The organism is Haemophilus haemolyticus M19501, assembly GCF_000222025.1.
Taxonomy (GTDB): domain Bacteria; phylum Pseudomonadota; class Gammaproteobacteria; order Enterobacterales; family Pasteurellaceae; genus Haemophilus; species Haemophilus haemolyticus_G.
Map to the genome: position 1 here is coordinate 78,572 of NZ_AFQO01000016.1, position 13,075 is coordinate 91,646.

The window sequence follows — 13,075 nt, forward strand, 5'->3', positions numbered from 1 at the left end:
TTCTGTTTGAGTATCCTGAAAACGGGCTTTTCAAGATCAGAATACCAAATTAGTTAAAATAATAGGAGTGCATAGTGGCCCGTATTGCAGGCATTAACATTCCTGATCACAAACACGCTGTAATCGCTTTAACTGCAATTTACGGTATTGGTAAGACTCGTTCGAAAGCTATTTGTGCTGCAGCGGGTATTGCTGAAGATGTTAAGATCAGAGAATTGTCTGAAGAGCAGATTGACAAACTGCGTGACGAAGTTGGTAAATTTACCGTTGAAGGTGATTTACGTCGTGAAGTAACACTAAACATCAAACGTCTTTTAGACTTAGGTTGTTATCGTGGTTTACGTCACCGTCGTAGTTTACCGGTACGTGGTCAACGTACTAAAACTAATGCGCGTACCCGTAAGGGTCCACGTAAGCCGATCAAAAAATAGTCGGGGTAAATAAAGAATGGCTAAAACACCAGTTCGTGCACGTAAACGTGTAAAAAAACAAGTCGTAGATGGCGTAGCACATATTCACGCATCTTTCAATAATACAATCGTTACTATTACTGACCGTCAAGGTAACGCTCTAGCATGGGCGACTGCAGGTGGTTCAGGTTTCCGTGGTTCTCGTAAATCTACCCCGTTCGCTGCGCAAGTTGCTGCTGAACGTTGTGCTGAAATTGTTAAAGAATTCGGCTTAAAGAACTTGGAAGTTATGGTTAAAGGTCCGGGTCCAGGTCGTGAATCTACAATTCGCGCGTTAAACGCAGCGGGTTTCCGTATCACGAATATTACTGATGTGACTCCGATTCCTCATAACGGTTGTCGTCCACCGAAAAAACGTCGCGTTTAAGACGTATATAGGATAGTTGGAGAAAGAAAATGGCAAGATATTTGGGTCCAAAACTCAAGCTCAGCCGTCGTGAAGGTACTGATTTATTTCTTAAATCAGGCGTGCGTGCGATTGATTCAAAATGTAAAATTGATACAGCACCTGGTCAACATGGTGCTCGTAAACCGCGTTTGTCTGACTATGGTAGTCAATTACGTGAAAAACAAAAAGTTCGTCGTATCTATGGTATTTTAGAACGTCAATTCCGTAACTACTATAAAGAAGCAAACCGTTTAAAAGGTAACACTGGTGAGAACTTATTAGTGTTATTAGAAGGTAGATTGGATAACGTTGTTTATCGCATGGGATTTGCTGCAACTCGCGCAGAAGCTCGTCAATTAGTGAGCCACAAAGCGATTGTTGTAAATGGTCGTGTTGTTAATATTCCATCATTCCAAGTTTCAGTAAATGATGTTGTTGCTGTTCGTGAGAAATCTAAAAAACAAGCACGTATTAAAGCATCATTAGAATTAGCAGAACAAAGAGAGAAACCAACTTGGTTAGAAGTTGATTCTGCGAAAATGGAAGGTGTGTTCAAACGTGTTCCTGAACGTTCTGATTTATCAGCAGACATTAACGAACATCTGATCGTTGAGCTTTACTCTAAATAATAGTTAAGCTTAAAAGCAAAGAGAGGATAAAATGCAGGGTTCTGTTACAGAATTTTTAAAACCACGTTTAGTAGATATTGAACAAATTAGTTCAACTCATGCTAAGGTGATCTTAGAACCGTTAGAGCGCGGTTTTGGCCATACTCTAGGTAATGCATTGCGTCGTATCCTTCTGTCTTCAATGCCAGGTTGTGCTGTAACTGAAGTAGAAATTGATGGCGTATTGCACGAATATAGTAGTAAGGAAGGTGTTCAAGAAGATGTTCTTGAAGTACTTTTAAACCTTAAAGGTCTAGCGGTTAAAGTACAGAATAAAGATGACGTTATTCTGACATTAAATAAATCTGGAATTGGCCCTGTTGTTGCAGCGGACATTACCCACGATGGTGATGTTGAAATTGTGAATCCGGATCATGTAATCTGTCACTTAACAGACGAGAATGCATCAATTAGTATGCGTATTCGTGTTCAACGTGGTAGAGGATATGTTCCAGCTTCAGCTCGTACACATAGCCAAACTGAGGAGCGTCCAATTGGTCGTTTATTAGTGGATGCTTGTTATAGCCCTGTAGATCGCATTGCATACAATGTAGAAGCAGCGCGTGTAGAACAACGTACGGACTTAGATAAGCTTGTTATTGAGTTAGAAACTAACGGTACGCTTGAGCCTGAAGAAGCAATTCGTCGTGCAGCAACAATTTTAGCAGAACAACTCGATGCATTCGTTGATTTGCGTGATGTTCGTCAACCTGAAGTTAAGGAAGAAAAACCGGAATTTGATCCGATTTTACTACGTCCTGTAGATGACTTAGAGTTGACAGTTCGTTCTGCTAACTGTTTGAAAGCAGAAACAATTCATTATATCGGTGATTTAGTACAACGTACAGAAGTTGAATTATTAAAAACACCTAATCTTGGTAAGAAATCTCTTACTGAAATTAAGGATGTGCTCGCTTCACGTGGCTTGTCACTTGGTATGCGCCTTGAAAATTGGCCACCAGCAAGTATTGCTGAAGACTAGTTTGGTCATAGGTTAAGATTTTTCTGAGAAGGATAAGATCATGCGCCATCGTAAGAGTGGTCGTCAACTAAACCGTAATAGCAGCCATCGCCAAGCGATGTTTCGTAACTTAGCAAGTGCTTTAGTTAGTCATGAAATCATTAAGACTACTTTGCCTAAAGCTAAAGAATTACGCCGTGTAGTTGAACCGTTAATTACATTAGCAAAAGTAGATAGCGTTGCAAACCGTCGTTTAGCATTCGCTCGTACTCGCAACGTTGAAACTGTTGCAAAATTATTTAATGAATTAGGCCCACGTTTTGCTCAACGTGCAGGTGGTTACACTCGCATTTTGAAATGTGGTTTCCGTGCAGGCGATAATGCACCAATGGCATACATTGAGTTAGTTGATCGCCCAGAAGTTGCTGATGCAGCTACTGAGGAATAAAAATCAATTCAAAGGAAAAGCTCACTTTATAGTGAGCTTTTTTATTTTATATGTAAGTAAAAAGCGTTTTATTTACTGAAAAATTATTTAGATAGATAGTTCAAAACCATAATCTTAAATTTAAGAGCAGATTCGTAAATGTCTTGTATTTTTGTCTAGAATTCCTTGTTTCTTTAATTCTTGACTAATACGAATAGCCGTTTCTGTTTCGCATCCACAAAATTCAGCTACTTCTCGGTAGGTCCAAGGATAATCGGGATAACTTTCAGTTAGATTTTCAATTGCATCAATTATACGCTCATAGCTTCGTTTATAGGCTGTACTACTTACTCGGTGTTCTGCATCATATAATTCATTCGAGAGTTGTTTCATAAGATAGCAGGAAAAATCAGGATTATTTGCGATAAAAGTAGTGTGATTTCCAGGAAATATACGAATAATATCTGCTTCTAGTAATACCTTTGCACTACAATGATAAGTTGTTTCACTAAAGATTGTTCTAAACCCAAAATATTCGTTAGCATGATAAAGTCGAGTCAAGGTTTCTTTACCATTTTCTAAGCTGTGATAAAGCCCGACAAGCCCTCGTTTTAAAAAATAAAATTCTTTAGGTTTTTCACCTTGAGTATAAATTAAGCTGTTTTTCCCTAGTGTTTTGCTTTCAGAAATCATGCATTGGTGTAAGTTTTGAGGTAAATAAGGTGATGAGCTTGACATAAATATCCTTTTAATACATAAAAAACTTTTGGCTACTATACAAATTTCTGTTTTTATCCGCTATAAGCAAGTTTTAAAAGTGTTAACTTGGTAACAAAATTTTTATTTTAAATGAATAATGTTATTTTGCTTTACCAAAGCATTTTGCAAATTCTTTCAAATAGGGTTCCATGTGAGAGAGCGCGGCATAATAGGCTTCACAGAGTTGATTATGTGGTTTTCCAAATCCTTGAACAGTTCGATGTTTTGGGCAACCTCCATGACAGGCAAAACGAAATTTACAGCTTTTGCATCGTTCGGAAAGAAAGGATTTCGCTGAACCGAAATGTTTTTGTTTTATGTTATCAACCAATGTTACTAGTGGTGTTTCTATGAGATTTCCCAACTTGTACTCAGGGTAAACATAATGATCGCAACTATAAATATCGCCATTTTGTTCAATAACTAATTGATCACCGCAGGTTTCACGAAAAATACATAAATCAGGTTGCAATCCAAGATAGGCCATAAACCATTGTTCAATAAACTGAATCCCAATTTTTCCTACATCATTGGCGTACCATTCATCAAAAATATTAATTAGAAACTGGCCATAATCCTTTGCAGAGGCTTGTTGCTTATAATCTCCCATTAGTGGAATAAATTGCATATATGGCGATCCAATTCGTTTTAGAAAATGATAGATTTCTTTGCCATGTAGGACATTTAGATTATGCACGACTGTGAGAGTATTAAAAGATACTTGATAGTTATGTAGTAAATCTAGTGCATCTATTACTTGTTGAAATGTGCCTTTGCCATTTTTAGTTAAACGGTAGGCATCATGTAAGTATTCTGGACCATCTATAGAAAGCCCCACAAGAAAATTCTGATCATGTAGAAAACGGCACCAATCGGCATTAAGTAATACACCATTGGTTTGTAGCGAATTTTCAATTTGTTTCCCATTAGCGTATTTATGCTGAAAATCGACCGCTCTTTTATAGAAATCAAGGCCTGCCATAGTTGGCTCACCGCCTTGCCAGAGGAAAGTTACTTGTTGTTGAGGGGCAGTTTCTATGTAAGCTTTGATATAGGTTTCTAATACCTTATCACTCATGGCTCGTTGATTTAAATGAGGTTTTTCCAAGTAAAAGCAATATTGGCAATCTAAATTACAAATTGAGCCAGTAGGTTTTGCCATTAATTGAAATGCGTTCATACATCATATCCTTTCTATTTTTTTCATCATAACAGAATATTTTTAAGTGTATATGATGCTGATCATAAGATATGCTCATCCCCTTACGCCACAATTAGAATATATTATTAAGCTGATTTTCTTGATAGGAGTAGCAATGGCAATTAGTACAATTTTTATCTTACTGATTTGCGGTATTTGTACCAATATGGTTTCTGCTATTTTTGGTATTGGCGGTGGGGTATTGATGGTGCCAATTTTACGTACGTTATTTCCCGAATTGCCGCTTCAAGTTATTTCAGCTACGTCACTCACCATTGTGATGTGTACCGCATTGATTAACTTATTATTTTTCCATAAGCAAAAAATCAAAATTGATTATATCAATATGATTTTATGGTCTATTGCTATGGTGATTGGCGTGCAAATTGGTTTTGAATTAAGTTTTTATTTTTCTACAGCGATCATTAGTTTAATTTTTACGGTTAGTTTAAGTGCACTTGCGATTAAAACATTTTTAAACAGATCGAGAACACAAATAGAAGTGTTTAATATGTCTCCTATAGAACGAGCTAAAGGCAGTATTAGTTGCTGCGGAGGAGGCTTAATTGCGGGTATTACAGGTATTGGAGGCGGATCTATCCTTGCTCCGCTTGTAGGCCAATTAAAAGGGGTAAAAACACAGCAAATTGCCGTTTATACGAACTACATGATGATTATTGGTGGTATTGGTAATTTATATGGCTATCTTACAAGAGCTTTTCCTTATGGTGTCAGTCTAAGTGGCCAATTAGGATATGTAAATTTTCTTGTAGTTGGTGTCGTTACCTTGGGTTCATTTGGAATGAGTTTCTTCTCAATGAAATTGCGTGGATTAATGAATCCGGCTTTAACAAGAAAATTATTGGCGATTATTTTATTTTGTATTGCAGCTTATATGTGTATTTTGGAATTTGTATTCCATTAAATCGAATAAACTAGACCTAGTTATTCTAGGTCTATTCCCCAATTAGCGTTTTCGCAATCTCTCTTGCTTGCGCATCAATTTCGAGTACATCATCAATATTTTGAATGGTATAAGGCGAAATTTTCTCAATCGTTTTCGAATTAATTTTTACAATATCTATAAAGCTAATTTGACGATCTAAAAATGCTTGTACAGCAATTTCATTAGCTGCATTCATTGCTGTTGTCGCATATTGACCCGCAGCAAAGGCATCAATAGCCAGTTTTAAATTTGGATAGCGATTAAAATCAGGTTCAATAAACGTCAGTTCTTTGACTTTAAAGAAATCGAGTGGTTCTACTCCAGCAAAAGTGCGGTGAGGATATGCCATAGTTTCTGCAATTGGTGTACGCATATCTGGATTTCCCATTTGAGCAATGACTGAGCCATCAACATAACGCACCATAGAATGAATAATCGATTGTGGATGAATAATGACTTCCATTTCTTCTGCACTTGCGTTGAAAAGCCAGCGAGCTTCAATGTATTCTAAGCCTTTATTCATCATTGTTGCTGAATCGACAGAGATTTTTTTACCCATAGACCAATTAGGGTGCGCAACTGCTTGTTCTGGCGTGATACTAGTAAACTGTTCGAGTGGTGTGTAACGAAATGGCCCGCCAGAACCAGTGAGTATAATTTTACTTACACCTAATTCAGAAAGTGGGCAAAAACCGATTTTTTCTTGTGCTTCTGGTGGTAACGATTGAAAAATAGCATTATGTTCACTATCTACTGGTAAAAGCTTCGCACCACAGTTTTTTACAGCATCAATAAAAAGCTGTCCGCAGGTTACCAATGATTCTTTATTTGCTAGTAACACCTGTTTACCCGCTTTAACCGCTGAAAGAGTCGGTAACAATCCTGCTGCACCAACAATCGACGCCATTATCTGATCGGCATCTGGGTGTGCTGCGAGTTTGCAAATAGCTTGTTGTCCCGCTAATACTTCCGTTGGAATATGATGCGCAATTAATTTCTCACGTAAAATTTTAGCAGCATTTACATCATCAAGAGCCGCAAAGTGCGGTCGGAATTTGATACATTGTTCAAACATTGCTTCTACATTCTTTCCGCCTACGAGTGCAAATGCATGATATTTCTGAGGATTATTTTCGATAACAGAAAGAGTACTCTTACCGATTGATCCCGTTGAACCAAGAATGACAATGTTTTGTTTTTGCATAGAATCTTTACCGCACTTTTGTTGATTATATTTTCATTGGTACGTCTAAATCCGCATACCTAATAAAATAAAGGCAGACAAAACTGTCTGCCTTTCGAATTTTTTATGATTAGAAATCCATTAATTCTTTTTCTTTATCCGCTAATACTTCATCTACTTTTTTAATGTAAATATCTGTGATTTTTTGGATTTCTTCTTCTGCTTTATGTTGTTCGTTTTCGCTGATTTCTTTGTCTTTTAATAATGCTTTGATTTTATCATTCGCATCACGACGCACATTACGAACCGCAACTTTACCTTGTTCACCTTCGCCTTTTACAATTTTGATTAAATCGCGACGGCGTTCTTCTGTTAATGGAGGAAGCGGAACACGGATTGTGGTACCCGCTGAAGATGGGTTTAAACCTAAATCTGAGGTTAAAATTGCTTTTTCTACCGCAGAGATTAAAGAACGATCAAAAACAGTTACAGCTAAAGTACGTGCATCTTCTGCCACTACGTTTGCTAATTGGCGAAGTGGGGTCGCCGCACCATAATATTCAACTTGAATTGCATCAAGTAAACTTGGTTGTGCACGACCAGTACGGATTTTCGAAATATGGCCTTTTAATGCTTCAAGGCTTTTTTCCATACGATCTTGAGCATCTTTTTTAATTTGGTTAAGCATTGCATTATCCTTTTAATTGACGAAAGTTAAAACGCGGTGATTTTACTGGATTTTTGTAAATTTTTGAATACATTTATCAGCTTGAAAACAGATAAAAAATGACCGCACTTCAGTTACCCAAAGTGCGGTTAATATTTTTAGTATTTTTAATTAAGCTTTAGGACCAGCTGCAATTAAAGCTTTGCCTTCTTCATTAGTTGCATATTTAACAAAGTTTTTCACAAAGCGACCGGCTAAGTCTTCAGCTTTTGATTGCCATTGTGCTTTATCTGCGTAAGTATCACGAGGATCCAAGATTGCAGAATCTACACCTGGTAATGCTTTAGGAATTGCTAAGTTGAAGATTGGTAATTCGCCCATTTCAGCTTTTTCAATTGAGCCATCTAAGATTGCATCAATGATTCCGCGAGTATCTTTGATTGAGATACGTTTTCCTGTGCCATTCCAACCAGTATTCACTAAGTAAGCTTCAGCACCTGCTGCTTGCATACGTTTTACTAACACTTCCGCATATTGAGTTGGGTGAAGCGTTAAGAACGCTGCGCCGAAGCATGCTGAGAAAGTTGGAGTTGGTTCAGTAATACCACGTTCAGTACCTGCTAATTTTGCAGTGAAACCTGATAAGAAGTAGTATTTAGTTTGTTCTGGTGTCAATTTAGATACTGGTGGTAATACGCCAAATGCATCTGCTGTTAAGAAAATCACTTTAGTTGCGTGGCCAGCACGAGAAACTGGTTTTACAATGTTATCGATGTGATAAATTGGGTAAGACACGCGAGTATTTTCTGTTTTTGAACCATCATCGAAATTAACAGAACCATCTGCACGAACAACCACGTTTTCTAATAATGCATCGCGACGGATAGCGCGGTAAATATCTGGTTCATTTTCTTCTGAAAGGTGAATGGTTTTCGCATAGCAACCACCTTCAAAGTTAAAGATACCCACATCATCCCAACCGTGTTCATCGTCACCGATTAATTCACGTTTTGGATCGGTTGAAAGAGTTGTTTTACCTGTACCAGATAAGCCGAAGAAGATTGCTACATCGCCATCTTTACCAACATTAGCTGAACAGTGCATTGCGCCAACACCTTTAAGTGGTAGGAAGTAGTTCATCATTGAGAACATACCTTTTTTCATTTCACCGCCGTACCAAGTACCACCGATTAATTGAATGCGCTCAGTTAAGTTGAAGGCAACGAAGTTTTCTGAATTTAAACCTTGTTCTTTCCAGTTTGGATTGGTTACTTTAGAACCATTCATTACAACGAAATCTGGTTCAAAATTTTTGAGTTGTTCTTCAGTTGGGCGAATAAACATATTTTTCACAAAATGTGCTTGCCATGCAACTTCAGTTACAATACGTACTGCAATACGGTCGCGTTCGCTCGCGCCACAGAAACCATCAACCACAAATAAGCGTTTACGAGAAAGTTGGTTAGTCACCAAGTCTTTTAAGCTTTGCCATGTAGCTTGGTTCATTGGTTTGTTGTCATTTTTCGCTGCTTCAGATGTCCACCAAACAGTATCTTTGGTTTTTTCATCTAACACGATATATTTATCTTTTGGTGAACGGCCAGTGAAGATACCAGTATCTACAGCTACGGCACCAGTCGTAGTTAAAGTACCTTTTTCAAAGCCTTCTAAACCTGGATTGGTTTCTTCTTCGAACAATTGCTCGTAGCTTGGATTGTAGACAACGTCTTTTACGTCATAAATGCCTAGCGCTTCAAGTTCTTTTACTACTTTGTTTAAGTCTGTCATAAGTCACCTCTAATATTTAAGATTAAAATTTAACTATTGCCTATTCTAAAGAATGTCAATGCAAAAAAATGTTAACTAGATCTCATTTTTAAAAAATTATAGCTCTCCATTACCTATTTTTAGGTGTATCAATGATGTAGATCAAAAATCCCGACATGGCGTCGGGATTGTTTTTAAAGCTTTGTTGATTTTAATTTTTCAATCGCTTCTTTATTAAAGAAGTAGTGTGTGCCACAACATTCACATTGCATATCAATACTGCCTTTATGCTCGGTTAATATTTCGTCAATTTCTTCATCGGAGATGAGCAGTAATGCAGAACCAGAACGCTCTGCGGAGCAGCCACAGAAAAATTGTACATCTTGTGCTGGATAAAGATTGACGGTTTCTTCGTGATATAAACGATAGAGTAACTCTTCTGCTGGGAGACCAAATAATTCTTCATCTTTTACTGTTGATGCGAGCGTAGTTAAATGCTCAAAATCTTCTAATGTACCAGAACCATCAGGCATAATTTGTAATAACATACCTGCTGCCACTGGCTTTCCTTCATATTCTCCAGTACGAATAATTAATTGAGTTTGAAGCTGTTCTGAGCGTACAAAATAATCTTCTAAGCATTCTGTGATCGTCGGTTTATCCAAGCTAATTACACCTTGATAGCGTTCGCCTTCTTTTGGTGCAATAGTAATGACCAATACGCCTTTGCCAATCATATTGTGCAGACTCATATTTTCAGTGATGTTGCCATCCACTCGAGCAAGGGCGCGGATTTGTTGTTGATCATTGCCATTTACTAATGCTAAGCGTAATGGACCATCGCCTTGAATTTGTACGGTGATATTGCCGTCAAATTTTAGTGTGGCAGTGAGCAAATTAGTCGCCACCATCATTTCACCTAATAAATCTTGTACTGCTTTAGGATACTGATGGGTATTTAATGTATCAGTGAATGTTTTATTTAAGCGAACCCATTCCCCACGAACCGCACGATTTTGGAAAAGATAACGGTAAAGCTTGTCATTGTCTTGAGTATAGTCTTGTTGATTGGTCATTAATCATTCCTAATTGAAATAAAAAGTGCGGTAGTTTTTCCCGCACTTTTTGTTTTATCATCTTATTTAAGTGTTGCTACTCATAATTGGGGCTATTCAGTGGATTGCAAGGGAGTCTTGTGAAATCCAATTGTGATATGCGTGTTAAAATATGATTAAGTAAATCTTGTTTTGGCTTCTGCAATAGCTTCGGCAACACGCAATGGCGATACACCACCTTTTGCACAACGTTTGTCTAAACAAGATTGGAGAGAAAGAATCTCGTAAACATCATCTCCCACTACTTCACTAAATTGGCGGAATTCAGGGATAGTAAGATCTTCTAATCCTTTGCCTTTCTCGATTGCATAAACAACCGTTTCACCCACGATATGATGGGAATCTCGGAAAGGTACGCCCTTAGAAACCAAATAATCTGCTAATTCAGTTGCGTTTGAATAGCCTTTTAGCGCCGCTTCACGAGTACGTTCAACATTTACTTTCAATTCATCTAATACGAAAGTTGCCATGTCCACACAGTTTTGCCAAGTATCTAGGGCATCAAAAATACCTTCTTTGTCTTCTTGCATATCTTTATTATACGCAAGTGGCAAACCTTTTAAGGTGACTAGCATGCCTGTTAATGAGCCAATCACTCTACCTGCTTTGCCTCGAATTAACTCACATGCATCAGGATTTTTCTTTTGTGGCATTAATGATGAGCCAGAAGTCACACGATCAGATAGTTCCACGAAATTTGCCTCTCCGCTGTTAAAGATAATCATATCTTCAGCAAAGCGGGAAAGATGGGCCATACTGAGGGAGGCGATGGAAAGCAATTCTACGATATGATCGCGGTCAGAGACGCTATCTAAGCTATTTCTAGTCGCAAAAGTAAAACCAAGATCGTGCGCAAGTGAATCACGATCTACAGCATAAGCCGTACCCGCCAGCGCACCACTACCAAGTGGACAGGTATTCATACGATTATACGCATCTGTTAAACGTGAATAGTCACGCTCGAACATTTCTACATATGCCATACACCAATGCGCAAAAGTGATTGGTTGCGCTCGTTGTAAATGGGTATAGCCAGGCATTACTGCTTGTTGTGTGTTTTCTGCGGTTTGAACTAAATGGCGTTGCAAATTACGTACTGATTCTTGTAATTCAACCACACGTTGTTTGCACCATAGTTTTATATCTACAGCCACTTGATCGTTACGACTACGGCCGGTATGTAATTTTTTACCAAGGTTGCCTACTTTATCAATTAGCTTACTTTCAACCCAACTATGAATATCTTCAGCATCATCTTGTAAAATTGCTTGCGGATTTGACCGCACTTCAATAAGTAATTCATTTAGTGCTTGTTCAAGTTGATGCTGTTCTTCGATAGTTAATACATTGACTTTCATCAAGGCGTTGGACCAACCAATTGAGCCTTGAATGTCCTGTTCTGCCAAACGATAATCAAAACGTAACGAGTCATTAAAATCTTTAAAACGTTTATCCGTTGCCTGCGTAAAACGCCCACCCCAAAGTGCCATAATCTTTCCTTTTTATTTTAATTAATTATTCTATTATTATGCATATTTATGCATAAAGCAATATTCTATATTAATAATAAAACAAAAATGGACAAAACCTCTCATTTTGTCCATTTTATCTATATTGGTGCTATTTATAGGGTTTTCGCCAAATTTTTGATAAAGGATTTAAATTCTTTACCTAATTTTTCGTGACGAATACCATATTCTACGAAAGCTTCCATATAGCCAATTTTATCGCCACAATCAAAAGTTTCCCCAGTCATATGAAATGCTTCAACAGTTTCTTTTTCAATTAGCATATCAATAGCATCAGTTAATTGGATTTCATCGCCAACACCAATTGGTGTTTTTTCCAACAAATCCCAAATTGCTGCTGAAAAAACATAACGCCCAACTACAGCAAGATTTGATGGTGCGTCTTCAATAGAAGGTTTTTCAACAATACTATTAATTTTTGCACTTTCACCGCCATTAAGCTCAATGCCACCACAATCTGCAACACCATAGCTACTCACATTTTCTTGCGGAACTGAGGTTACCATAATTTGGCTTGCGCCAGTTTCATTAAAGCGTTGAATCATTGCAGCAAGATTTTCTTTTTTCTGATCTGCACTAAATTCAGCTAATAATACATCTGGTAACATAACGGCAAAAGATTCATTTCCTACTAAAGGACGACCGCATAACACGGCGTGACCTAAGCCTTTCGCATTACCTTGACGAACGTGCATAATGGTTACATTTTTCGGACAGATAGAACGAACTTCTTCTAGAAGCTGACGCTTCACACGTTTTTCCAGCATCGTTTCTAATTCAAAAGATGTATCAAAATGGTTTTCGATAGCATTTTTTGATGAATGTGTTACCAGCACAATTTCTTTTATGCCAGCAGCTACACATTCATTTACCACGTATTGAATTAACGGTTTATCCACCAAAGTGAGCATTTCCTTCGGAATCGCCTTCGTGGCGGGCAACATACGTGTGCCAAGACCGGCGACAGGAATAATTGCTTTCATATTATCATATC

Annotated in this window: 14 protein-coding genes; 6 read left to right on the top strand and 8 right to left on the bottom strand. The window is 37.8% G+C overall.

The window, feature by feature from the left end; all coding sequences use genetic code 11:
- The first annotated feature begins 74 nt into the window (after positions 1-74).
- From rpsM to rplQ, 5 genes are read left to right on the top strand one after another with little or no spacing between them, the layout of a single operon-like run.
- Entirely contained in the window at positions 75-431 is a 357-nt protein-coding gene (gene rpsM / locus GG9_RS00575) for a 30S ribosomal protein S13 (protein WP_005625867.1), read from the top strand.
- Between the two features lie 16 nt (positions 432-447).
- Positions 448-837 (top strand): 30S ribosomal protein S11, encoded by a 390-nt coding sequence (gene rpsK, locus GG9_RS00570; RefSeq protein WP_005543603.1) that lies wholly within the window; start codon positions 448-450, stop codon positions 835-837.
- A gap of 29 nt (positions 838-866) precedes the next feature.
- Entirely contained in the window at positions 867-1,487 is a 621-nt protein-coding gene (gene rpsD, locus GG9_RS00565; RefSeq protein ID WP_005625866.1) for a 30S ribosomal protein S4, read from the top strand.
- Between the two features lie 31 nt (positions 1,488-1,518).
- On the top strand, positions 1,519-2,508 hold the full coding sequence (locus GG9_RS00560) for a DNA-directed RNA polymerase subunit alpha (RefSeq protein WP_005632767.1): 990 nt from the start codon (positions 1,519-1,521) through the stop codon (positions 2,506-2,508).
- Between the two features lie 40 nt (positions 2,509-2,548).
- Positions 2,549-2,935 (top strand): 50S ribosomal protein L17, encoded by a 387-nt coding sequence (rplQ, locus tag GG9_RS00555; protein WP_005632768.1) that lies wholly within the window; start codon positions 2,549-2,551, stop codon positions 2,933-2,935.
- Between the two features lie 120 nt (positions 2,936-3,055).
- Here the strand turns inward: rplQ and GG9_RS00550 are convergent, their stop codons facing one another.
- Positions 3,056-3,652, bottom strand: coding sequence for a Crp/Fnr family transcriptional regulator (locus GG9_RS00550; protein WP_005632769.1), 597 nt, complete (start codon positions 3,650-3,652; stop codon positions 3,056-3,058).
- 121 nt (positions 3,653-3,773) lie between these two features.
- Positions 3,774-4,853: an anaerobic sulfatase maturase gene (locus GG9_RS00545; RefSeq protein ID WP_005632770.1), complete on the bottom strand. Its 1,080-nt coding sequence runs from the start codon at positions 4,851-4,853 to the stop codon at positions 3,774-3,776.
- Between the two features lie 136 nt (positions 4,854-4,989).
- Here GG9_RS00545 and GG9_RS00540 point away from each other — a divergent pair, with 136 nt between their 5' ends.
- Positions 4,990-5,799, top strand: a complete 810-nt coding sequence (locus GG9_RS00540) for a sulfite exporter TauE/SafE family protein (protein ID WP_032825188.1) — start codon at positions 4,990-4,992, stop codon at positions 5,797-5,799.
- A 31-nt stretch (positions 5,800-5,830) separates the two neighbouring features.
- Here the strand turns inward: GG9_RS00540 and ispC are convergent, their stop codons facing one another.
- From ispC to galU, 6 genes are all read right to left on the bottom strand, one after another.
- A complete protein-coding gene (gene ispC, locus GG9_RS00535) occupies positions 5,831-7,024 on the bottom strand; it encodes a 1-deoxy-D-xylulose-5-phosphate reductoisomerase (RefSeq protein WP_005632772.1) in 1,194 nt (397 codons plus the stop codon).
- Between the two features lie 109 nt (positions 7,025-7,133).
- Positions 7,134-7,691 carry a ribosome recycling factor gene (frr, locus tag GG9_RS00530; protein ID WP_005632773.1) on the bottom strand — a complete coding sequence of 186 codons (558 nt, stop codon included), beginning with the start codon at positions 7,689-7,691 and terminating at the stop codon, positions 7,134-7,136.
- 150 nt (positions 7,692-7,841) lie between these two features.
- A complete protein-coding gene (pckA, locus tag GG9_RS00525; RefSeq protein ID WP_005632774.1) occupies positions 7,842-9,458 on the bottom strand; it encodes a phosphoenolpyruvate carboxykinase (ATP) in 1,617 nt (538 codons plus the stop codon).
- Positions 9,459-9,631: 173 nt separating this feature from the next.
- The gene (hslO, locus tag GG9_RS00520) at positions 9,632-10,513 is read right to left on the bottom strand and encodes an Hsp33 family molecular chaperone HslO (protein ID WP_005632775.1); all 882 of its coding nucleotides are present in this window, start codon (positions 10,511-10,513) and stop codon (positions 9,632-9,634) included.
- Positions 10,514-10,668: 155 nt separating this feature from the next.
- Positions 10,669-12,042, bottom strand: a complete 1,374-nt coding sequence (gene argH, locus GG9_RS00515) for an argininosuccinate lyase (RefSeq protein ID WP_005632777.1) — start codon at positions 12,040-12,042, stop codon at positions 10,669-10,671.
- 134 nt (positions 12,043-12,176) lie between these two features.
- Positions 12,177-13,064 (bottom strand): UTP--glucose-1-phosphate uridylyltransferase GalU, encoded by an 888-nt coding sequence (galU, locus tag GG9_RS00510; RefSeq protein WP_005632779.1) that lies wholly within the window; start codon positions 13,062-13,064, stop codon positions 12,177-12,179.
- Positions 13,065-13,075 lie beyond the last annotated feature (11 nt).

Excerpts from the sequence above, each read along its gene's own strand:
- rpsK (WP_005543603.1), top strand. The coding sequence starts at position 448 with ATGGCTAAAACACCAGTTCGTGCACGTAAACGTGTAAAAAAACAAGTC.
- rpsD (WP_005625866.1), top strand. The coding sequence starts at position 867 with ATGGCAAGATATTTGGGTCCAAAACTCAAGCTCAGCCGTCGTGAAGGT.
- GG9_RS00560 (WP_005632767.1), top strand. The coding sequence starts at position 1,519 with ATGCAGGGTTCTGTTACAGAATTTTTAAAACCACGTTTAGTAGATATT.
- rplQ (WP_005632768.1), top strand. The coding sequence starts at position 2,549 with ATGCGCCATCGTAAGAGTGGTCGTCAACTAAACCGTAATAGCAGCCAT.
- GG9_RS00550 (WP_005632769.1), bottom strand. The coding sequence starts at position 3,652 with ATGTCAAGCTCATCACCTTATTTACCTCAAAACTTACACCAATGCATG.
- GG9_RS00545 (WP_005632770.1), bottom strand. The coding sequence starts at position 4,853 with ATGAACGCATTTCAATTAATGGCAAAACCTACTGGCTCAATTTGTAAT.
- GG9_RS00540 (WP_032825188.1), top strand. The coding sequence starts at position 4,990 with ATGGCAATTAGTACAATTTTTATCTTACTGATTTGCGGTATTTGTACC.
- ispC (WP_005632772.1), bottom strand. The coding sequence starts at position 7,024 with ATGCAAAAACAAAACATTGTCATTCTTGGTTCAACGGGATCAATCGGT.
- frr (WP_005632773.1), bottom strand. The coding sequence starts at position 7,691 with ATGCTTAACCAAATTAAAAAAGATGCTCAAGATCGTATGGAAAAAAGC.
- pckA (WP_005632774.1), bottom strand. The coding sequence starts at position 9,458 with ATGACAGACTTAAACAAAGTAGTAAAAGAACTTGAAGCGCTAGGCATT.
- hslO (WP_005632775.1), bottom strand. The coding sequence starts at position 10,513 with ATGACCAATCAACAAGACTATACTCAAGACAATGACAAGCTTTACCGT.
- argH (WP_005632777.1), bottom strand. The coding sequence starts at position 12,042 with ATGGCACTTTGGGGTGGGCGTTTTACGCAGGCAACGGATAAACGTTTT.
- galU (WP_005632779.1), bottom strand. The coding sequence starts at position 13,064 with ATGAAAGCAATTATTCCTGTCGCCGGTCTTGGCACACGTATGTTGCCC.